Below are 19,741 nucleotides of genomic sequence, written 5' to 3'. Positions count from 1 at the left end.
GGAGCGATCTGTGGGATACACCCGGGCCGACTGGTCCGAGCACTACAGCGAGGGCCGTGGCTTCCGACGACTCAGGGACGAAGAGAGGGGTTTGCTCGTCGAGCACGCGCCGGCGCCCGAGGGCGGTCGCGCGCTGGATGCCTGCTGCGGTACGGGCGAGATGGCGGCGTACCTTGCCTCGCTCGGGTACACCGTCGACGGCGTCGACTTCGCCGAGGGCGCCCTGGAACGGGCTCGGTTGGAGCATGCCGACGTGGAGGGGGTGCGCTGGCTGTGCCTGGACGTGGAACACGACGACCTGGCCGACCTGGCCGACGACGGCTACGACCTCATCACCCTCCGGCTGTCCATCGCCTTCGTCCGCGATCGTGCCAGGGTGCTGCGTCGTCTGGCCGCCCTGCTGCGTGAGGAAGGTGTGCTCGCCGTCATCACGCCGGTCGCGGAGAACACCCCGTCAGAGCGGCGCCACATCGCACTGGACGAGGATGAACTTGCGGCCCTCACCGACGGCTTCGAGAACGTCGAGCGGTTCGACGCGGAGGGCCTGGCTGTGCTGGTCCTGCGCGGCCCGGGCGGGTCGTTCAGCGCGGAGGAGAAGCAGCGGCCCGACCCGCAAGCGGTCCTCGGTGCCGCGGTCGTGGTCACCGACGCGTATGGGCGGGTCCTGCTGGGCCGCTCAACCTGGGGAATGTGGGAACTGCCCGGCGGCCGGATCGAGACAGGAGAAGCCGCACCGGCCGCTGCCGTGCGGGAGTTGACGGAAGAGACCGGGCTGACGGCGCGCCTGGAGGACGCACATGTCGTCACGGTCCTTCACGACGACCGGCTGGACGTGCGCCGTGTCACCGCCGTTGTCCGCCTCACCAGCTGGGGCGGTGAACTCGGTCTGCCCGAACCGCACCGCTTCGTGCGATGGGAGTGGCACGACCTGCCCACCCTGGCCACTCTGGGGAAGATCTTCGCGCCCAGCGCCCAGGCCCTGACCGCAGTGTGGCCCGGGGTGCTGCGGGGGCTGCCGCCCGTCCACTCCTACGCGTGCGCCACCACCGCCCCACCGGTGCCCGGTGAGCCGGCCGAGGCCGTCCGGCTGCGCGGCCGGATGGCGGACCTCGTGATCAGCAGGGGCTGGGCGTCCTCCACGCGAGTGCAGGACGCGCTGCGCGAGGTCCCCCGGCACCGGTTCGTTCCCGAGGCCCCGCTAGAGACGGCGTACCACGACGACCTCGCCGTGGTGACAGTCCGGGAGTCACCCGAGACCGCACTCAGTTCCGTCTCGGCGGCCTGGCTGCAGGCCGACATGATCGAACAACTCCGGCTGGAGCCGGGGATGACCGTACTGGAAGTCGGATCCGGCGGGTACAACGCGGAGCTCCTCGCACACGTTGTCGGGGAGTACGGCCGTGTGGTGACCGTGGACGTCGACCCGTACGTGGTGCACCGCACACAGCGGCTGTGCGCGGAAGCCGGCAGCGGTCGTGTGATTGCTGTTCTCGGCGACGGTGGTCTCGGCGCACCCGGCCACGTCCCCGCCCGGGGGTTCGACGGGGTGGTGATCACCCACAACTCGGCCGACATCGCCCCGGTGTGGCGGGAGCAACTCGCTGAGGGAGCGCGGCTGGTCGTGCCGCTGGAGATGGGCGGCTACACCCGCTCGCTCACTCTGGTCCGGCGCGGCGACGTGCTGCACACGGAGCACTGGACGTACTGCGGGTTCGTGCGGGACCGCGGCGCCGCTGCCCGCTCCGCCCCCGCCGTCCGTCTGGCCAGCGGCGAGGTCACCGTGCGGTGGGAAGACGGGGCGCCCGGCGACACCGCCGGGCTCGAGGAGGCGCTGCGCGGGTCGCGGCAGGAGCTCACTACCGGCCTCGTGGTCCGGGGTACCTTCAATTTCGAGACGTTGCAGGTCTACGCCGCGACCACGCTGCCGGGGTTCTGCCGTCTGGCCGCCCCGGCGGGGTCCACGCTGGTGGCGCAGCAGGACGCGACCGCGATGCTGGTGGACGGCTCCCTGGCCTACCTGACCCACCGAAAGGTCAAGGACGCCCCGGATCCGGCCGACCGCCTCACCGAGTTCTTCATCCACGCTTACGGCCTGGCCGCCGACGAGCTGGCGGAGCGCTTCGCCGACTGCGTGCGCACCTGGGACCAGAAGGTGCGCGAGAGCGGCTACCCGCCGATGACCGTCCACCCGGCCGGAACACCTGACGAGCAGCTGCCGGCCGGTGATGTGCTCGACAAGCCCTCCGCGAGGCTCGTCTTCCAGTGGCCGGGCCGCGTTCCCGACGGGACGCAGGACCTGCTCGCGGCGGGCGGACAGCGTGCCTGACTCCGACGAGCTGATCCCTGCGAAAGCCGGGCCGCCGGAGGCCGACGGGGGCGCGGCCGGCGGGCCGCCGACCTCGTTCTCGCTGCGCGCCCACCCTTCATTCACCGCGTACCTGACCGGGGAGGCAGCGAGCCTGCTGGGCACATCGGCGCACGCCGTGGCGCTGCCCGCCCTCGCGGTTCTCGTTCTGCACGCGAACCCCGGTCAGGTCGCCACGCTCGCCGTCCTCTCCCAGGCGCCCGCGTTCGTGCTGGCCCTTCCGGCCGGGGCGTACGTCGACCAGCACGCGAAGCGGCCGGTCCTGATCGGCACCGACCCCATCGCCGCGGTGGCCGTCGCCGCGATCCCCCTCACTGCGCTCGGCGGGCTGCTGTCCTTCCCGGTGCTCTACGCCGTCGCACTGACCGTGGGGTCGGCGACGGTGCTGCACCTGGCGGCCGCAATCGCCGTGGTGCCTGAGCTGGTTCCCGGGCCCCTGCTCCACGAGGCCAACTCGCGGGTCGGCAGTGCGTTTGGTCTCACGGACACCCTGGGCGCCTACGCCGACGCCGGGGTGGTGGCCGCGCTGGGGGCGGTCCGCGCGTTCTGGCTGGACGCGCTGTCGTACGCGCTCTCCGCCTCGTACGCGACCTGGATCCGCCTCGTCGAGCACCGCACCCGGCCCGCGCGGGAGCGGTAGCGGCTGGGAGCCAGTTCGGGTTCACCGGCAAGGGCGGTGTCAACCAGAGCGGACACCCGCAGGTCCGTCGGATGGCGCTGACAGAGTGCGGCACGCATGCCCTGGTCGATGCGGCCTTCGACTCCGTGGCCACCTTCAGCGAGCACAATCTCGCCCGTCGACTGCCGGCCTCCTTGCGGCCGGGCATGCTGCTGCTGGCCGACCGCAACTTCTCCGGGTACGAGCTGTGGGGCCTGGCCCGGGCCACCGGCACCCACCTGGCCTGGCGGATCAAGAGAAACCTGGTCTTTGTGCCGCTGCGCGTCCTGCCCGACGGCTCCTACCTTTCGGTCATGCCGACGCCAAAGGAGACCATCCGGCACGGACAGGCGAGGGCGGCTGGCCGCACCCTCGCCGCCCCGCCCAAGGGGCATCTGCTGCGCATCATCGAGTACACCGTGACCATCCGCCCGCAGGTCGGCCCGCCCCGCACCGAGACCTTCCGGCTGGTCACCAGCCTGCTGGACCACCAACTCGCCCCGGCCCACCAGCTGGCCATGACCTACCACCAGCGGTGGGAGATCGAAAACGGATTCACGGAGTTGAAGAACCGCCTGCGCGGCGCCGGATTCATCCTGCGCTCCAAGGCACCAGAACTGATCTACCAGGAGGTCTACGCCCTCCTCACCGTCTACCAGGCACTGTGCGCACTGCAGATGCGCGCGGCGGAACACGGCGGAATCGATCCGGACCGGATCTCCTTCACCGTCACCTTGCAGCTCGCCCGGCTGAAGGTCGCCGGCCAGGCCGCAGCAGATGCGATCACGCTGGACGCCACCCGCCGCGAGGTCGTGACGGAGATGCTGACCGCCCTCCTCCCGGCCCGGCGCAACCGGCAGTGCCAGCGCATCAAGAAACCAATCAAGAACACCTTCGAGGTCAGGAAACGAGACCAGCCCCGCACCCCGAGTAACGTCCACTACACACTCAGAGTCACCCGATACCCCCTCCGGCCTGCGGAAACGCGGTAAGTCACCGGCACTGCAGCTCAGAAGGCACTTTCGCGTTCCAGAACAGCAGTGGGCTTTGCCTCAACAACGCAGAGGTTAAACAGTCTCGCCTCCGGCGCGTCCTACGCCTGGGCGTGTTCAGCGACGGCAGACTGCTACATCCACCCTCGTGACGCGCTACGCCCGCGCTCGCCCCCACACGCTCGCCCCGCGAGGAGTACACCACCATGGGCATCGGTATCGGGCTACCAGCCGTGCATCCCGACCCGGACATGTCGATCGTGGACTGGGCCAGACGGGCCGAGGAGCGCGGCTTCGCCGCGCTTGGCACCACCGACCGCCTTGTCTACGACACCTACGAGCCGCTGACCGCCCTGGCCACCGCGGCCGGAGCGACTTCCCGCATCCGGCTGATTACCACCATCCTGCTGGCCCCGCTGCGCGCCAACCACGCGCTGTTCGCCAAGTCCACCGCCACATTCGACCGCCTGTCCGGTGGCCGGCTCGTGCTGGGCCTGGCACCCGGTACCCGGGAGGACGACTACAGCGCGAGCGGGGTTGACTTCCGGCGCCGTGGCAAGCTGTTCGACGCATTGCTCGAACAGGCCACCCAGCAGTGGCAAGGCCAAGGAGGTATCGGACCGCACCCGGCCACGGCCGGAGGACCCCCGCTGCTGTTCGGTGGGTTCACCAAGCCCGCGCTGCGGCGGATGACCACCTATGGTCGCGGCTGGATCGGTGGCGCCCAGGGCGTGGACAACTTCCGGGCCTTCCTCCCGCGGGTCCGACAGGCGTGGCAAGACGCGGGCAAAGCGGGGGCGCCCCGCCTGGTGGCGACCGCGCACTTCTCGCTGGGCCCGGACGCGGAGCAACGCCTGCACAGCCGCCTTGCGAACTACTACACCTCTGGCACCTACACCCGCGAAAGCATCGAAGCCGGTCTGTCCACGCCCGAAGAAGTGGCCCGCGAGGTCGCTGCCTACGCCGAGGCAGGCTGCGACGAACTCATCTTCTTCCCTCACGGTGGTGGCCTGGAACAGGTGGATCTGCTCGCCGACGCGGTCGGGTTGTGACCTCCCGAAAGGTCAGGCATAGAGAGACCGCCGCCTCCGCCGCCAGCAGTTCCACAGGCGGGTCGGATCATCCTGGAGCAGGGCGAGGATGCGGTGCCGACGGCGCTGGTCAGCGACGGTGTGCCGGTCGTCACGCGAGACCGTCGGCAACGGAGGCTGTACGGGTCTGGGTTCGAGGACGGTGACGGCGAGACGGGTGACGGTGTGGCTGTGGTCGGGGCGGCTGTCGTCGCTCGCTCGCTGTAGCGGGACATCGGCGACTTGGCTTTGCGGGTGCTGACCCGGTGACGGTGGGGCGGGAGGAGGCAAGCCTGGACTTGCCGGCCGATCAGCCCGACGGGGTCTGGCTCGTCAGGGACGATGCCGGCGGCCTGGACGACCTGGTTACGGGCGGTCTGGAGCGCGACGGTGAAGCAGCAGCGGTCCGGGGCGGTGCCGGGGACGGACTCGGCGGCCTCGACCAACACGGTCCGCAGGGCCTGATAGAGCGTGAGCAGGGCTCACATCGCCTGTTCAAGACCGGCCGGATCGCCCGAGCGGAAGTCGCGCGCCGCCGTCCTCGGCCGCGCTGGAGGAGCGCCTGCTTGACGTGAGCGACCTCGGTAGCGGCTACACCCGCAAGCCCGAGCGCCCCGCCCAGCACGACGACGTCACGGCAGCCGGAGTACCGCGCCCATTTCTTGTCAGCCGAGTTTGCGCCGCAGCTGCAAGGTGTAGAGGAGGAGCAGCGAAGGCGCGATCAGGGCGGCCGCGACACAGGAGACCGCGAGCAGCACCCACAAGGTGGGCGACGGTGCTGCCGCGTACTGGATGGTCAGGTGGGTGCCCAGAAGGTAGGGATACTGGGCGACCCCCCATCCTGCGACCACGGTGGCGATCGCGAGGGCGGCCAGGATGCGTACGACGGTCGGGCGGCCCCCGCGCAACAGGAGCAGCGCGGCGAGACCGCACAAGCCCGAGACGGCCAGCAGCGGCGCGCCCACCGTGCGCAACTGATGGAACAGGCGCGGGGAGTCCGAGTACAGGACGAACACGCCCACAAGGGCCACCAGTCCCGCAACGACACCCGCCCCGAAGGCCCGACGGCGACATGCCTTCTCCAGGGACGTGTCCATGTGCAGCTGCGCCTGCCCGGTGAGGAACACGGCGGCGAGGTAGGAACAGACGGTGACCGCGAGGACCCCTCCGAGAAGGGCGGTGGGATTGAGCCAACTGGACAGCGCGTCACCGTGCCCCGCCGAGGGCACACGGCCAGAGGCGATCCCGCCCGCGATGGTGCCGAAGAAGAACGGGGTGAGTACCGAGGAACAGGAGAAGGCGGCACCGCTGATCCGCTCTCCCTGACGTTCGCTCAGCGCATGGCGGAAGGCGAAGCCCGCTCCCCTGGTCACGATCCCCAGCGCCGCCAGTCCCAGGGGGATGTACAGGGTGGTGGTGATGGCGGTGAAGGCTTGGGGAAAGCCGGTCCAGATCGTGACGAGACAGAAGATCAGCCAGGTGTGGTTGGCCTCCCAGACAGGACTGAGTGAGAGGTTGATCAGCTCGCGGATGCGGTGTCCTCGCCTGGCGCCCCCGGCGGTCAGATCCCAGAAGCCGGCCCCGTAGTCGGCCCCGCCGAAGAGGGCGTAGGCGATGACGCCGACGAACAGGACCGCGGCGATCACCGTACTCATACGTCATCAGCTCCGCGTGCGCGCCCGTTCATCGCAGGCGCCGACTGCGGACCGTACGGGACCGCCACGGCGTCGGTTCCCTCTTCCGACCAGCGGCGGCGCATGGTTCGCAGCACGAACAAGGCACCGGCGCCGACGCAGAAGTAGATCGCGAGGACCGTGGCGAAGAGCGGCCACAGATTGCCTTGTGTGGCGACCGCGTCCCTCGTCAGCAAGAGTCCCACGACGGTCCAGGGTTGACGGCCGACCTCGGTCACCACCCAGCCGCTCTCCAGAGAGAGGACCGCGACCAGCCCGGCGACGGCCGAACCTCGCAGGAACCAGCGGTTCATCGGCACCTCGCGCCGCCGCCACCACAGCCAGCCGAACCACAGGGACAGCAAGAGCAGCAGTGTGGCGGTGCCGACCATGACGTCGAAGGCGAGATGTACGACGCTGACCACCGCGTCCGTGGGGCGTACGGCGGCCGGAATCCCGTCGAAGCCCTTGATCGTGGTGGAGGGGCGGAAACCGGCGAGGATCGAGGCGATGTCGGGAAGCGGGATGCCGTAGCGCACCTTGCCGTCGACATAGATGCCGCCGAGGATCTCCGGGATGTGATCACCGGTGGTGGGTACGAGTTCGATGGCGGCGAACTTGGCCGGTTCCCTGTCGTAGACCTGGCGGGCGATGGTGTCTCCGACGATGAACTGCAGCGGCATCGCGATCGCGGCGACCGTGAAGGGAACGAGGAACCCGAGTCGGTGGTAGTGGTCCCGACGTCCCTTGAGTAGATCCCATGCGTAGACCCCGGCGACCAGGAACCCCGCGACGATGTACGCCGCGAGGAGCATGTGCACCATCTCCCACCAGAACGCGCCGTTGAAGAAAACCTTGGACGGGATCACGTCCACCACACGCCCGTTCTTCACCACGATCCCCGCGGGCTGGTTCATCCAGCTGTTGGCCGCGATGACGGAGGCCGTTCCGCCGACGCCCGCCAGCGTGACCACCACACCGGTGAAGAAGTGCGGCCACGGCGGAAGCCTCTTCCAGCCGTAGATGTAGATGGCCATGAAGATGGCTTCGAGGAAGAAGAAGAGCCCTTCGATGGCGAACGGAAACCCGAACGCCGACCCGTATGTGCCCATGAGCCCCGGCCAGAGCAGCCCCAACTCGAAGGTCAGCACAGTGCCGGACACTGCCCCCACGGCGAACAGCACGGCGGCCACCTTGGACCACCGCTGCGCCAGGAGAAGCGCCTGCGGGTCGCCGCGGCGCAGCGCCCGGTACTGGCAGATCAGCATCATGAAGGTGAATGCGACACCGAAGGGCACCAGAATGATGTGGAAGCCCAAGGTGAACGCCATCTGCTCACGCGCGGGGAGGAGTTGTGGCGGATCAGCGGCTCCCAGCAGCACAGACAACACCACGAAGCCTCTTTCCGGTTCGGACGGCGGCGGACGATTCGTTTTCCAAGGGCCCTTTTCTTGTCCCGTGAATCGTCCATGTCCTTTACCTTGGCTTGTACCGGACTGAAGAGGAATACCCGTGAGCGGCCAGGTCGAGTAGTTGCAGGGGGCTTGCCTTTCGTGGTCGATGATAAACAGCGACGCGACGGCCTATCGCAGCGGCATGAACGAAATCACCATCGTGTACAAGATCAGCCCATTTGCCGCGCAATTCGCCTCCAGGCATCTCACCTGTCGGTTTCCGCAGTGCGGGACGGAGTCACCTCGACGACCAGGTGCTTGGTGGCCGACTGCCCGCCTTGCGTGCTGACGTCGGCGAGTCCACCGAAGACGTTCAGCTCCGGCATGTATCCGGCCGCGCAGCCCGACGGGATTTCGTAGCGGACGGCCCGGTAGCCATGGACGGTTCGCTCCGTGCCGTCCTTCGAGAAGCTCTTGACGTCGACGAGGTCGAATTCCGAGAGTCCGCGGTCGCGCATGTCGTCCTCGTTCATGAAGATCACCGTGCGCAGGCCCTTCAGACCGCGGTAGCGATCGTCGTTGGAGTAGATCGTCGTATTGAACTGGTCGTGCGAGCGGATCGTTGTAAGCGTCAGACGTCCGTCACCCGGATCGACGTCGTCGGGAAGGGCTGCGAGGGAGAATTCGGCCCGGCCCGAGGGCGTCTGGAAGACACGCTCGCGCGCCAACTGACGGATTCGGAAGCCGTGCGGATGGCGGGCCCGGCGGTTGAAGTCCTCGAACCCTTGCAGAACCCGGGATATGGCGTCGCGGATGTGGTCGTAGTCAGCCACGTGGTTCTGCCAGGGAGTCGTCACCCACACCCTCGCGAGGGACTGGATCCGCGACCGTCGAGCCGGAGGGCCTGGCCCACATCTCGCCGTACCTGACCGAGCACATCAACCGGTTCGGCGAGCACTCCACGCACGAACTCGGCATCCAGCCCGAGGCATACGACCCGAAGCCGGACATCGGCTTCACCCCGCCGCGCGAGCAGAACCTGGCCGCCGTCGGCTTCGGACAGGCTCCTGAACCGGTCCCACTCCGAACTGGGGCCAAAGCGACCTGACTGGGCATAAGGGGGGTTCTTCAGAGTTCGTGGTGATCGTGTGATGCCGTAGCGGGCGGACGCGGGCAGTGAGATGTCGCGAGGCCGGCCGGGGTGCGGTCAGCCTTTGGCGGACCTGGCCGAGCCCCAGAGCGCGCCCTGGTTGACCCGGGTCGGGTGCAGTTCCAGCATGCCCTGGTAGAGCTCGAGGGTGGTCGTGGTGCGCTCCGCGACCGTTTCGAAGTCGTGGATGTACTTCGCGGTCTCGGCGATGTTCTTCGGGTCGTCGGGGCTACCCAGGCGCTTGTGCCCTGCGATGACCGCCTGCGGGTCCAGTGCGGCGATGGTGTCGAGTGCCCGGAGCCAGGCTCGGCGGCCCTCGGCGGACGATTCGGCGAGGTAGAGGTGGACATCGTTGTAGACGGCGTCACCGGCCACAACCAAGCCGATGGACGGCACGTGCAGGCACGTGGTGTCGTCGGTGTCGGTGTGCCCGAGCCCCACGACGACGAGGCCGTTGCCTTCCAGCTCCAGCCGGTCGCCGACCAGCGGCTCGGCCGCGACGAGCCTGCCGGGGATCCGGCCGGGGAAGCGCGTGTTCCAAAGCGACGCGACGGACTCCGACGCCATCTGCTCCTTCATCTGTGCCACCACGGCCGGTGCGGCGACGGCGCGGGCTTTCGGGAAGCGCTCGAGAAGTGTTCCCAGCCCGAACCAGTGGTCACCGTGCCCATGGGTCACGAAGACCGTGGTGAGGTTCCTGCCGCTTGCGGCAACCCAGTCCGCCAGCCGACCGGCCTGCTCGGTGGTCATCAACGCGTCGACCAGCACCGCGTCGCGCTCGCCTGTGATGAGCGTCGCCGTGATCGGCGACCACATGCGCCGGGACAGGTCGGGCGGCAGGTCTGAAATCTCCGTGGGGATCGACGGTGCGGTGTGGACACTCCAGCTCAGCGATGCTCCGGGCATGATCAGCTCCTCGGAATAATCCTGGTGTTGTGACTGCCAGTAGGACCTCTGGGCGCGAGCAGGCACGGGATGCGGACGCGCTCGCCTGGTGGAACCCCGATTTCCGCCGAGGGAGTGGCCGGCGTCGCCCGGTTCTCGTGCTCAGTCTGCAGACCATGCTGTGCGCAGGGGCCAGTCGGCCGGGGCGCTCAGATCGGCAGTACAGGGCAGTAGTTCGGCTGCCACATGGCCGCGCGGACCTGGGTTTCGATGTCTTCGCCGATGGCGGCACGCGCCACGCCGTCGTGGGCGGCGCTGCGGGCGACTGCCGTGGCAACGGCGGCGGAGATCTCCCTCAGCTGCCGGGTGGGTGGTAGGAGCGGCGCACCCGGGGTGGTCGGGGCGCCCTGTGCGGCGACAGCGTGGGCCGCGGCGGTGAGCATGCTGTCGGTGATGCGGGCGGCTCGGGCCACGATGGCGCCCAGGCTGAGACCTGGGAAGATCAACGCGTTGTTGGCCTGTCCGATCTGGTGGGTGATGCCGTCGTGGGTCACTGGTGCGAAGGGACTACCGGTGGCCACCAGGGCCCGGCCGTCGGTCCAGGCGAGCAGGTCGGCGGGCGTTGCCTCGGTGAGCAGGATGGGGTTGGACATGGGCAGGATGATCGGGCGTCGTACGGATGCGGCCATCTCGCGGACGACGGGTTCGGTGAAGGCGCTGCCCTGGCCGGAGGTGCCGATGAGCACGGTCGGTTTGACCTGGTGCACGACCTCCGCCAAGGCGATGCCGCCGAGCTTCGGGTCGCGCGCCCAGTCGGCCACCTCGTCCGCGGTTCGTGCGTAGGGGACCTGGAAGTCCCGCATGCCGGTCATGTCGTCGGTGAGCAGGCCGTACCGGGCGAGGCACCAGATCCGACGGGTGGCCTCGCCCGGGGTCAGGCCGTCGGCGATGAGCGCGTCACGCAGTTGGTCGGCGACGCCGACACCCGCCGTGCCCGCGCCGAAGATCACCACCCGGTGCTCCCGTAGCGGCGTGCCGCTCGCCCGCACACCGGACAGCACCGCCGCCAGATTCACCGCTCCCGTGCCCTGGACATCGTCGTTGAAGGTGAGCACCTTGTCGCGGTAGCGCGCCAGGATGCGTCGCGCGTTGTCCGGCCCGAAGTCCTCCCAGTGCAGCAGGGCGTTGGGAAAGAGCCGGGTCGCGGTGTCCACGTAGGTCTGGACGAAGGCGTCGTAGGTCTCCCGGTCGACCCTGGAGTGGCGGTTGCCGAGGTAGAGCGGGTCGTCCAGCAGTTCCTTGCGGTTGGTGCCCACGTCGAGCACGACGGGAAGGGCGCGGGCCGGATCGATGCCGCCCGCGGCGGTGTACACGGCGAGCTTGCCCACCGAGATGTTGATGCCGCCCACCCCCCAGTCGCCGATGCCCAGGCTCGCTTCGCCGTCGGTGGCGACGATCAGGTCAACCTCGTCCGGTCCCAGCCCGGTGGCCCGCAGCGAGCGTTCGACGTCCTCCGGCGTGTCGACCGACAGGTAGACCCCGCGCGGTTTCCGGTACTGGGAGCTGTAACGCTCGATCGCGGTGCCGACGGTTGGGGTGTAGACGATCGGCAGCATCTCGTCCAGGTGCTCGCCGACCAGCCGATAGAAGAGCACCTCATTGCGGTCGTGCAAGGAGCTCAGGTTGACGTGTTTGGCCAAGTCGTCCTGCTGTGCGAGGTATTGCGCGTAGGCGCGGGAGGACTGCTGCTCGATCGTGAGCACCTGCGGCGGGAGGAGGCCGACGAGGTCGAGCGCCCGCCGTTCGTCCTCGGTGAAGGCGGTGCCCTTGTTCAGCCGGGGATCGGCCAGCACGGCCCGGCCCCTGGCCGCCGTGTCCCATCGCCGATCAGGGGCGTTCCATCGGGTCGGCATCGGATTCATGACGGTCTCCTCGGGGTGCTCGATGCCGTGTGGCATGGAGATGCGCGGTGGTGAGAGGTTCGAGCTTGCGCGACGACGTGTTCCTCACCGATGTCGACCGGCGGCCCCTCCAGACTCGCGATGCGCAGGCGGGTTGTGCTCATCCCGGTCCGGCAAGATGCTCACGGAACCAGTCGGTGGCGGCTCCACTCGTCGTTCCGAAGGCCGTGACGTAAGCGTCGAAGTGGTCACCGGCATACATCGCCAACCGCTTGGGCTGCAGGGCACGCTCGTACGCGGCGAGCCCGAGGTCGCTGAGCGTGATCGTGTCCGCCGTCGCCACGATCATCAGCAGCGGTGTCGGTGAAACGCGCGCGACCCATGCCCCAGGCTCGTACATCTGTGCCTTACGCGTGGACCGCAGTGTGATGTGCTCGGGTTTCTCGACGCCCGGCGGCAGCGGGAACCGGGCGTTGAACTCGTCCATGGCCTGGGAGTGGTAAGCGGCCTGCACCCTCGGGTCGGGGCTGTTGAGGAGCTGGTACTCGGTTTGGTAGCCCGTCAGTTGAGCGCGTTCGTCGTCGTCGAACCGGTCCTCCAGCGCGCGCTTGCGGTCAGGGGGCACGCGGCGAAGGCCCTGCTCGTAGCCGCTGATCGTCGGGACCTGCGCGACCACGGCCTTGATTCGCCGGTCCGTGGCCGCCAGTACGATCGCGTGTCCGCCGGCGTAGCTGGATCCCCAGAGCCCGATCCGATGGACGTCGACGTCGTCGAGGCTCTCCAGGAACGAGATCGCCCGTCGCCAGTCCGCAACCTGCTGCCAGGGGTCGATGTCGCCACGCGGCTCACCTCCACTGAGACCGAATCCACGGTGATCGTGGACAAGGACGACAAACCCCGCCTGGCTGAAGCGTTCCGCATAGCCTTGCAGGTTCTGGTACTTCACTCCGGCGAAGCCGTGCGCCATCGTGATCGCCGGGAAGGGACCGTCGTCCGTGGGCGGGCGGAACACCCAGGCGTGCAGCTGTATGTTGTCAGCGGCGGGCACGAGCACTTGCTCAAAGCCCATGAACCTTCACCCCTTCATGTGTTTGCGATGCTGTTCACGTAGTCAGTGAGGATGCGTGCCACGGCTGCGGGTTGTTCGACGTGGGGCCAGTGCCCGGCGCCAGGGACGTAAGCGGTCTCGCAGTGCTCGAATCGGCTCGCCACCTGCTCGCGGACAAGTGGACGTGAGGCAAACGTGTCGTCACTGGTGATGAGCAGCGTCGGCACGGTGACCGCGGAAGGCGCGTCGCCCAGCGGATGCCCGCCGGTCCAAAGGCCTCCGGATGAACACCAGGTCGCCGCTGATGACGTCGCCTGGACGTCGCGGCTGATCGACGTCAAGTCCCGCCTGCTGCGGCCTGTCAGCATGCGCCACCCGGGTCACGCTCCTATCCGCCCGCCTCCAGCTCAGTCCGTTGCCCGCCACGCCGCGTCCAAGGAATCCGCCGTTGTCGGCACGTCCTGGATTCCGACCACCCGCCACCCCGCAGCTTCCCGAGCCACTACGGCGCGAGACAAAAGCACGGGCTCTGGCGGGTCGGCTTCTCGGGCCCACCACCTGATGCGGTGGCCGAAGAGTTCCTCACGGGGGTCTGCCTTGGCCGGCGAGGCTGGTCATGACAGGAGTGCCAGCGCGCTGTACCAGACCGGGCTCACGTTGAGCCGATCCGGATAGAGCTGCAGCATCTGGTCGAAGAACTCACGCGGGCTCGGCCTCGCTGTCAACAGGCGCTGCGCGTCGAGCAGGTAGTCGCGGGTCTGTTCCAGGATCGACGGGTCATCGGGGAGCTCTCTGTTCTTGTGGCCCGCGACAACCGCGCGTGGGCGCAGCGCGGCGACGGCGTCGAGCGCGGTGAGCCACTTCTCGATTCCGCCGCCGGGGCTTTCCAGCAGGTACTGGTGAACTCCGTTGTACGCGACGTCACCGGCCACGACGAGGCCGATCGACGGCACGTGCAGGACGCTGGTGTCGTCGGTGTCGGTGTGGCCGGTCTCCACCGCCAGGAGGCGGTGCCCTTCCAGTTCGAACCCCGCTGCCGGAATCTCCTGGTACACCATGGGACTGTCGGGAATGAGTCCGGGAAAGTCCACGTCCCAGGTCTGTTCGCGCCCCTCGGTCGCCTGCTTGTGCATCAGCCGGATCGTTCCCTCGGTCGCGTACGGCACGGCGTCGGGGAATCGCTGCATCAGCAGATCGGTGCCGAACCAGTGGTCGCCGTGCCCATGGGTGGCGTAGATGTAGGCCAGTCGTCTGCCCCAGTGCTCGATCCAGTCGCCGAGGCCGTGCACCTGATCGCGGGTGAACGGCGGGTCGACCAGGACCGCGTCCGTCTCACCGAGGATCAAGGTGCAGGCCAGCGGCGAGGATACGATCGGACCTCCGTCGGGCAGACGCGTGGACCGTTCGCGGCGCACCCCGTCGAAGACCAACACGTCGTAGCGCAGCTCCGTCACGTGGAACCTCCTGGCTCTGCGACTGTTCGCCGAGCGCAGACGTCGGATGGGGATCAGACCCGGGATGACGCCTGGATCGACGGTGAAGGACTCCCGCAGGAGGCGGCCGAAAGCATCGGCGACGACGTGGCGTTCATACCGCGCTTCCAGCGCCGCGCTGCGGGTCACAAAACCGGTCCTCGCTACTTTCCGGGTACCAGGAACACCTTTCCCTGTCTGCCCTTCTGTTCTGCTTGAGCGACGGCTTCACCGATCTCGTCGAGGGAATACTTGCGCCCGGGAGAGGTTTCGATGACTCCCTCGCGCATAAGCGCCACAATGTCTTCCCCCAGCTGCCGTCGTTCTGCTGACGACGGAAATGTGCCGTACCTGCCGGCCACGCCATGGCGAATGGGCATTGTCAGGCCCAGCCCTATGCAGCGATCGTAGCCCGCACACGTCGGCAGCGCCCGCCGGAGACGCCGGCACCTCAGCCGGAGCAACGCCGGTGTCCTCTCCCACGGGTCCGGCCGCCAGACCTGCTCGCTGCCCGGGCCGCTGCTGGCCAAGCCGCGGTCGGCACCTTCGTGCCCCGTCGAAGGCTAGGTGACGACGCGGATCGGTTGTCCGGCTTGGAAGGCAGCGATGTCCTCGACCGCGTCGCGGTAGAAGACCTCGTAGAGCTCGCGGGTCACGTAGCCGATGTGCGGGGTGAGTACGGTGTTCGGCAGCGTACGGAAGGGATGCTCAGGGGGCAGCGGCTCGACGTCGTAGACATCGAGCGCCGCGCACCTGATGGCCTTGCGCCGCAGGGTGTCCAGCAGGGCGTCCTGATCGATGATCGGCCCCCGCGAGGTGTTCACCAGGATGGCGGACGGCTTCATCGCGGCGAGTTCCGCGCTGCCGACCAGTCCCCTGGTGCGGCCGCTGAGCACCAGATGCACTGAGAGCACGTCCGCGTGGGCGAACAGCTCTTGTCTGGTCACTGCCGTCACCCCGTGCTCGGCGGCACGTTCGGGCGTGAGGTTCTGGCTCCAGGCAATGGTGTCCATGCCGAACGCCTGGCCGATCCTGGCCACACTGCTGCCCAGGTTTCCCAGTCCGAGAAGGCCGAGGGTCTTTCCGTGCAGCCCAGTGCCGACCGTGTGCTGCCAGCCGCCGTCCCGCATCGCACGTTCCTCGACCGGGAGGTTGCGTGCGGCGGCAAGGATCAGCGCCCAGGTGAGTTCGGCGGTGGGTTCCCCGAAGTATCCGGTCCCGGAGACCACGATGCCCTGCCGGGCGGCGGCCGCCACGTCGATCGCCACGTTCCGCGGGCCGGTGCTGACCAGCAGCCGCAGATCGGGCAACCGGCGTAGAACCTCTGCGGTGAACCACGTGCGCTCGCGCATCGCGACGACCACCTCGAAGCCGGCCAGCCTGCGGACCAGCTCGTCCACATCCAGGATGTGGTCGGTGAACACCTCGACCTCGGCGTCCAGACGTCCCCAGTCGGCGCACTCGAGAGCGACCCCCTGGTAGTCGTCGAGAATCGCGACCTTCACAGCGGTCATGCTACGGCGCTCCTGATGGCGGGGCGAGTTGAGCGATGACAGAGTGCGGGACACGTGGTCGACCTCACTGCCGAGCCCTTACGCGTGCAACCAGCGCTTGGCCACCCGGCTCCGACAGTGCGAGGCCCGACTAGCGAGCCGTGCTCCCGCGCCCGCTCTGATGTGCGTTCGGAAATCACGTAACTCCTTGTTCAGAGGCGATCCGGCGGCGTCGACCGGGCGATGGCCCTGGCGGGCACACGAGGGGGCGGGCGACCCGCCGCGGGTGTAGACGACACGACGGCTCATGACGCTCCTCCTGTGTGCGCTGGGCGTGCGCGCCCCCGATGTGACCGAGGTCTGGGTCGTCAGCCGGCATCCTGAAGCAGGAAGTGCGGTGCTGAGCGGGCCGTCGAGCCGCATCAGCCGCCCGCCCTCTCGCAGACTACCGAGGTCCAATGCGGCGAACCCGAACTGGTTCAGCAAAGCGGCCACGGCCGCCTTCGCGTCGGCGTCGTCGCCCGCGTAGAAGACCACCTGGCGGCCTTCCTCGTGCTGGGGGTCCGCGGCGATGAACGCGGCAAACAGGGTGTTGAACGCCTTCACGATCCGCGCTCCGGGAAGGCGCACGGCCACCCATTCGCTGCCCGTGAGGTCACCGACGTCGTACCGGCCCCGCCAGGGGTTGGCCGCGACTTCCAGACCGAATACAGCATCCTGCCCCCGGAAGCCGCCTTGGGGCGACTGGACCCGGCGTCGGCATCACCCTCGGTCCGATCGCCATCGACTGCGCCATCCTGCAGCCCGGCAAGAACGCCCACCTGGCGTCCGGCCCGACCGAGGTCAGCGGGTTCGCCTTCGCCGGGGACGACCGAACCGTGGCGCGCGTGGATGTCTCCACCGACGGTGGCGGCACCTGGACCCACGCGGATCTCGACCCACCGGAGAACCCCTGGACGTGGCAGCACTGGCGCGCCACGCTCACCCTGCCCCCGGGCGAGGCCGAGATCATCGCACGCGCCTGGGACTCCACCGCGGCCGTGCAGGCCGAATCCCCGGCGATCGTCTGGAATCCCAGGGGGTACGCCAACAATGCCGCAGCTCACCTGCACATCACATACCATCCCTGACCAGATGCTTCGGCAGAACGACAGGGCCCCGTTGCCGCTCGGCCACAGGTCAGGGCGAGCCACCCCGATCACCGAGCAACGCGACAACAGGCCGCCGACCGGGTCCCGTTCGCCCCCCATAGAGAGCCGGCGAGCAGCTGCTCTGCAGAGCAGGATTGCCCGGGGGCGCCCCAACACCTTTTCGTGCACGGGCAGGTTGCACAGTCCCGTTGCGCAGTCCCGTTGCGCGGGCGGCCCGGATCCGGCCTTCGGCTCGGGTGACGCAGCTCGAGTCCCGCGATCGGTACCGGGACCGGTTGATCAGCCGCGGGCGCGGAGGCTGGCTACTTCGAGGTCGAGTTCCCGCTGGATCCGGCGTCCCAGAGCCCTGCCCCCGCACCGTGCGCGGCGGCGCATCCACATCCGGCTCCAGCGTGCGGGCCGACCACGGCATCCGCCATCACAACACCTCCGAATGGCGCCGACGGCGCTCACGGTGCCTGGGCTCAGGCGCTGGCCGGTACCCACCACCGGCGGCCCCGGTCGCCGGCTGATGAGTGGCCGGGCCAGGCGGGCGTGCCTACGTTCGTCTGATGAGCACCGAAGGCGCGACGGGGTCGCGGAACACGGCAGCAGTGGAGGACGTCGCGCACCTGTTGGTGCGTTGTCTGCGGGCCGAGGGCGTGGAGTACGTCTTCGGGATTCCCGGTGAGGAGAACATCCGCTTCGTCGACGCGTTGAACGGCTCCGGGATCCGTTACGTCTTGGTGCGCCACGAGCAGGCTGCCTCGTTCATGGCTGAGATCTACGGGCGGCTGACCGGCCAGGCCGGGGTGTGTTCGGCCACGCTGGGGCCCGGCGCGATCAATCTGCTGCTCGGTACCGCGGACGCCATGACCAACAGCGCGCCGATGGTGGCCCTGACCGCGCAGGGATCGCTGCGCCGTACCCACAAGGAGTCACACCAGGTCATCGACCTGGTCTCGATGTTCGCTCCCGTCACGCAGTGGGCGGCCCGCATCGAGTGTCCGGCCGCGGTGCCGGAGATGATGCGCAAGGCGTTCAAGACCGCGCAGAGCGAGCGCCCCGGCGCCGTGTTCCTGGCGGTGCCCGAGGACATCGAAGCAGAGCGTCCAGCCGAGCAGCTGGCACCCTTGCAGATCGACACGGTGCGCGCCGACGCGCCGTCTCCCTCCCAGATCGGACGGGCGGTCGAGGTGCTCACCGCTGCACGGCACCCCGTCGTGCTCGCGGGCCACGGTGCCGCCAGAGCCGGGGCCTCGGCCGCCCTGGTGCGGTTCGCCGAGCGGCTGAACATCCCGGTCGCGACCACGTTCCACGGCAAGGGCGTCTTCCCCGACGATCACCCGAACGCTCTCGGTGCGGTCGGCTTCATGCGTCACGACTATGGCAACTTCGGCTTCGACGCGGCCGACGTGCTGATCTGCGTGGGCTACGAGATCCAGGAGTTCGACCCGATCAAGATCAACCCGAACGGCGACAAGCGGATCCTTCACGTGCATCGGTTCCCCGCCGAGGTTGACGCCCACTACCCGGTCGCGGTGGGCGTCGAAGGGGACCCCTCACAGGCGCTGGACGCACTGGCGGCAGCGCTGCCCGACGGACTCACCTACGACTCGGCAAGCAGCGAGAAGATCCGTACGCTGCTCGACGAAGAACTCCGGTACGGACGCGAGAACGACGCGTTCCCCCTGGTGCCGCAACGCGTGGTCACCGATGTCCGCACCGCGCTGGACCGCCACGACATCGTGCTCGCCGACACCGGCGCCGGAAAGATGTGGATGGCCCGCCTCTACCCCACCTACGAACCGGACACCTGCCTGGTCTCCAACGGCCTGTCCACCATGGGCTTCTCACTACCGGGCTCCATCGCCGCCAAGCTCGCCCGGCCGGACCGACGAGTCCTGGCGATGATGGGCGACGGCTCGTTCCTGATGAACTCCCAGGAACTGGAGACTGCCGTCCGCGAACGAGTCCCGCTGGTCGTCCTCGTCCTGGTGGACGAAGAATACGGCCTGATCACCTGGAAGATGGAACTCGAACTCGGCCGCCACAGCCATACCCGATTCACCAACCCGGACCTGGTCGCCTATGCCGAAAGCTTCGGCGCACGCGGCTACGCGATCGCGGCCGCCGACCAGTTGCTGCCCGTGCTGCGCCACGCCCTCGACGACGACACGGTCTCCGTGATCGCCTGCCCCGTCGACTACTCCGAGAATCTGCGTCTGACCGACAGACTCGGCAGCCTCCACGGCCCGTTCTGACCTGCCGGCCCAGGTCTCGAAGTAGTGCGAGTCGGCAGGGCCACCCGGCGCGCACCGCCTGGCAGCAACGGGATCGCCGTGACCCGCCGCTTGCTGCCGGCCTCGCAGGACCCGGATTTGGTCCGCACCGGCCAGAGTCCCTTCGGCGATTGACAGAACCCATGGACGCTTGACCACGATCAGACCGACATCACACATTCAAATTCAGTAACACGTCCGGCCGGCGCCCGGCCTTCCATGTCTTCG

General features: G+C 68.6%; 18 protein-coding genes. 7 read left to right on the top strand and 11 right to left on the bottom strand.

Annotated elements, in window-relative coordinates:
- Positions 1-10: 10 nt before the first annotated feature.
- The 5 genes from fxlM (at position 11) to ACNPQM_RS21150 (ending at position 5,660) form a co-directional block, all read left to right on the top strand.
- Positions 11-2,326, top strand: coding sequence for a methyltransferase, FxLD system (gene fxlM, locus ACNPQM_RS21170; protein ID WP_418085254.1), 2,316 nt, complete (start codon positions 11-13; stop codon positions 2,324-2,326).
- Positions 2,319-3,005, top strand: a complete 687-nt coding sequence (locus ACNPQM_RS21165; RefSeq protein WP_418085253.1) for an MFS transporter — start codon at positions 2,319-2,321, stop codon at positions 3,003-3,005. Before fxlM ends, ACNPQM_RS21165 begins: the two co-directional genes overlap by 8 nt.
- The gene (locus ACNPQM_RS21160; protein ID WP_418085276.1) at positions 2,912-4,015 is read left to right on the top strand and encodes an IS4 family transposase; all 1,104 of its coding nucleotides are present in this window, start codon (positions 2,912-2,914) and stop codon (positions 4,013-4,015) included. Before ACNPQM_RS21165 ends, ACNPQM_RS21160 begins: the two co-directional genes overlap by 94 nt.
- Positions 4,016-4,221: 206 nt before the next feature.
- Positions 4,222-5,067 carry an LLM class flavin-dependent oxidoreductase gene (locus ACNPQM_RS21155; protein ID WP_418085252.1) on the top strand — a complete coding sequence of 282 codons (846 nt, stop codon included), beginning with the start codon at positions 4,222-4,224 and terminating at the stop codon, positions 5,065-5,067.
- A gap of 317 nt (positions 5,068-5,384) precedes the next feature.
- The gene (locus tag ACNPQM_RS21150; protein WP_418085251.1) at positions 5,385-5,660 is read left to right on the top strand and encodes a hypothetical protein; all 276 of its coding nucleotides are present in this window, start codon (positions 5,385-5,387) and stop codon (positions 5,658-5,660) included.
- A gap of 90 nt (positions 5,661-5,750) precedes the next feature.
- Here the strand turns inward: ACNPQM_RS21150 and ACNPQM_RS21145 are convergent, their stop codons facing one another.
- From ACNPQM_RS21145 to ACNPQM_RS21095, 11 genes are all read right to left on the bottom strand, one after another.
- Complete coding sequence (locus ACNPQM_RS21145) at positions 5,751-6,740, bottom strand: cytochrome d ubiquinol oxidase subunit II (RefSeq protein ID WP_418085250.1); 990 nt, start codon at positions 6,738-6,740, stop codon at positions 5,751-5,753.
- A complete protein-coding gene (locus ACNPQM_RS21140) occupies positions 6,737-8,152 on the bottom strand; it encodes a cytochrome ubiquinol oxidase subunit I (RefSeq protein ID WP_418085249.1) in 1,416 nt (471 codons plus the stop codon). The genes ACNPQM_RS21145 and ACNPQM_RS21140 overlap by 4 nt, the downstream gene beginning before the upstream one ends.
- Positions 8,153-8,418: 266 nt before the next feature.
- Entirely contained in the window at positions 8,419-9,009 is a 591-nt protein-coding gene (locus tag ACNPQM_RS21135) for a molybdopterin dinucleotide binding domain-containing protein (RefSeq protein WP_418085248.1), read from the bottom strand.
- Between the two features lie 350 nt (positions 9,010-9,359).
- Complete coding sequence (locus ACNPQM_RS21130; RefSeq protein ID WP_418085247.1) at positions 9,360-10,208, bottom strand: MBL fold metallo-hydrolase; 849 nt, start codon at positions 10,206-10,208, stop codon at positions 9,360-9,362.
- 188 nt (positions 10,209-10,396) lie between these two features.
- The gene (locus ACNPQM_RS21125; RefSeq protein ID WP_418085275.1) at positions 10,397-12,100 is read right to left on the bottom strand and encodes an NAD-dependent malic enzyme; all 1,704 of its coding nucleotides are present in this window, start codon (positions 12,098-12,100) and stop codon (positions 10,397-10,399) included.
- A 148-nt stretch (positions 12,101-12,248) separates the two neighbouring features.
- Complete coding sequence (locus tag ACNPQM_RS21120) at positions 12,249-13,157, bottom strand: alpha/beta hydrolase (RefSeq protein WP_418085246.1); 909 nt, start codon at positions 13,155-13,157, stop codon at positions 12,249-12,251.
- Between the two features lie 14 nt (positions 13,158-13,171).
- A complete protein-coding gene (locus ACNPQM_RS21115) occupies positions 13,172-13,477 on the bottom strand; it encodes an alpha/beta fold hydrolase (RefSeq protein WP_418085245.1) in 306 nt (101 codons plus the stop codon).
- 273 nt (positions 13,478-13,750) lie between these two features.
- Positions 13,751-14,758 carry an MBL fold metallo-hydrolase gene (locus tag ACNPQM_RS21110; RefSeq protein WP_418085244.1) on the bottom strand — a complete coding sequence of 336 codons (1,008 nt, stop codon included), beginning with the start codon at positions 14,756-14,758 and terminating at the stop codon, positions 13,751-13,753.
- A 14-nt stretch (positions 14,759-14,772) separates the two neighbouring features.
- On the bottom strand, positions 14,773-14,988 hold the full coding sequence (locus tag ACNPQM_RS21105) for a zinc-binding dehydrogenase (protein ID WP_418085274.1): 216 nt from the start codon (positions 14,986-14,988) through the stop codon (positions 14,773-14,775).
- A gap of 183 nt (positions 14,989-15,171) precedes the next feature.
- Positions 15,172-16,122, bottom strand: a complete 951-nt coding sequence (locus ACNPQM_RS21100) for a D-2-hydroxyacid dehydrogenase family protein (protein ID WP_418085243.1) — start codon at positions 16,120-16,122, stop codon at positions 15,172-15,174.
- A gap of 78 nt (positions 16,123-16,200) precedes the next feature.
- Entirely contained in the window at positions 16,201-16,731 is a 531-nt protein-coding gene (locus ACNPQM_RS21095) for a hypothetical protein (protein WP_418085242.1), read from the bottom strand.
- A gap of 77 nt (positions 16,732-16,808) precedes the next feature.
- On the opposite strand from ACNPQM_RS21095, the gene ACNPQM_RS21090 reads away from it, so the two are divergent.
- A complete protein-coding gene (locus ACNPQM_RS21090) occupies positions 16,809-17,231 on the top strand; it encodes a hypothetical protein (RefSeq protein ID WP_418085273.1) in 423 nt (140 codons plus the stop codon).
- A 572-nt stretch (positions 17,232-17,803) separates the two neighbouring features.
- The gene (locus ACNPQM_RS21085) at positions 17,804-19,495 is read left to right on the top strand and encodes an acetolactate synthase large subunit (protein ID WP_418085241.1); all 1,692 of its coding nucleotides are present in this window, start codon (positions 17,804-17,806) and stop codon (positions 19,493-19,495) included.
- The last annotated feature ends 246 nt before the right edge of the window (positions 19,496-19,741 follow it).

The organism is Streptomyces sp. NPDC056231, from assembly GCF_048270745.1.
Taxonomy (GTDB): domain Bacteria; phylum Actinomycetota; class Actinomycetes; order Streptomycetales; family Streptomycetaceae; genus Streptomyces.
This window is presented reverse-complemented; position numbering and strand designations above follow the sequence as displayed.

Coding starts and splice junctions, on each gene's coding strand:
- ACNPQM_RS21100 (WP_418085243.1), bottom strand. CDS start 16,122: ATGACCGCTGTGAAGGTCGCGATTCTCGACGACTACCAGGGGGTCGCT.
- ACNPQM_RS21155 (WP_418085252.1), top strand. CDS start 4,222: ATGGGCATCGGTATCGGGCTACCAGCCGTGCATCCCGACCCGGACATG.
- ACNPQM_RS21125 (WP_418085275.1), bottom strand. CDS start 12,100: ATGCCGACCCGATGGAACGCCCCTGATCGGCGATGGGACACGGCGGCC.
- ACNPQM_RS21085 (WP_418085241.1), top strand. CDS start 17,804: ATGAGCACCGAAGGCGCGACGGGGTCGCGGAACACGGCAGCAGTGGAG.
- ACNPQM_RS21130 (WP_418085247.1), bottom strand. CDS start 10,208: ATGCCCGGAGCATCGCTGAGCTGGAGTGTCCACACCGCACCGTCGATC.
- ACNPQM_RS21145 (WP_418085250.1), bottom strand. CDS start 6,740: ATGAGTACGGTGATCGCCGCGGTCCTGTTCGTCGGCGTCATCGCCTAC.
- ACNPQM_RS21120 (WP_418085246.1), bottom strand. CDS start 13,157: ATGGGCTTTGAGCAAGTGCTCGTGCCCGCCGCTGACAACATACAGCTG.
- ACNPQM_RS21105 (WP_418085274.1), bottom strand. CDS start 14,988: ATGCCCATTCGCCATGGCGTGGCCGGCAGGTACGGCACATTTCCGTCG.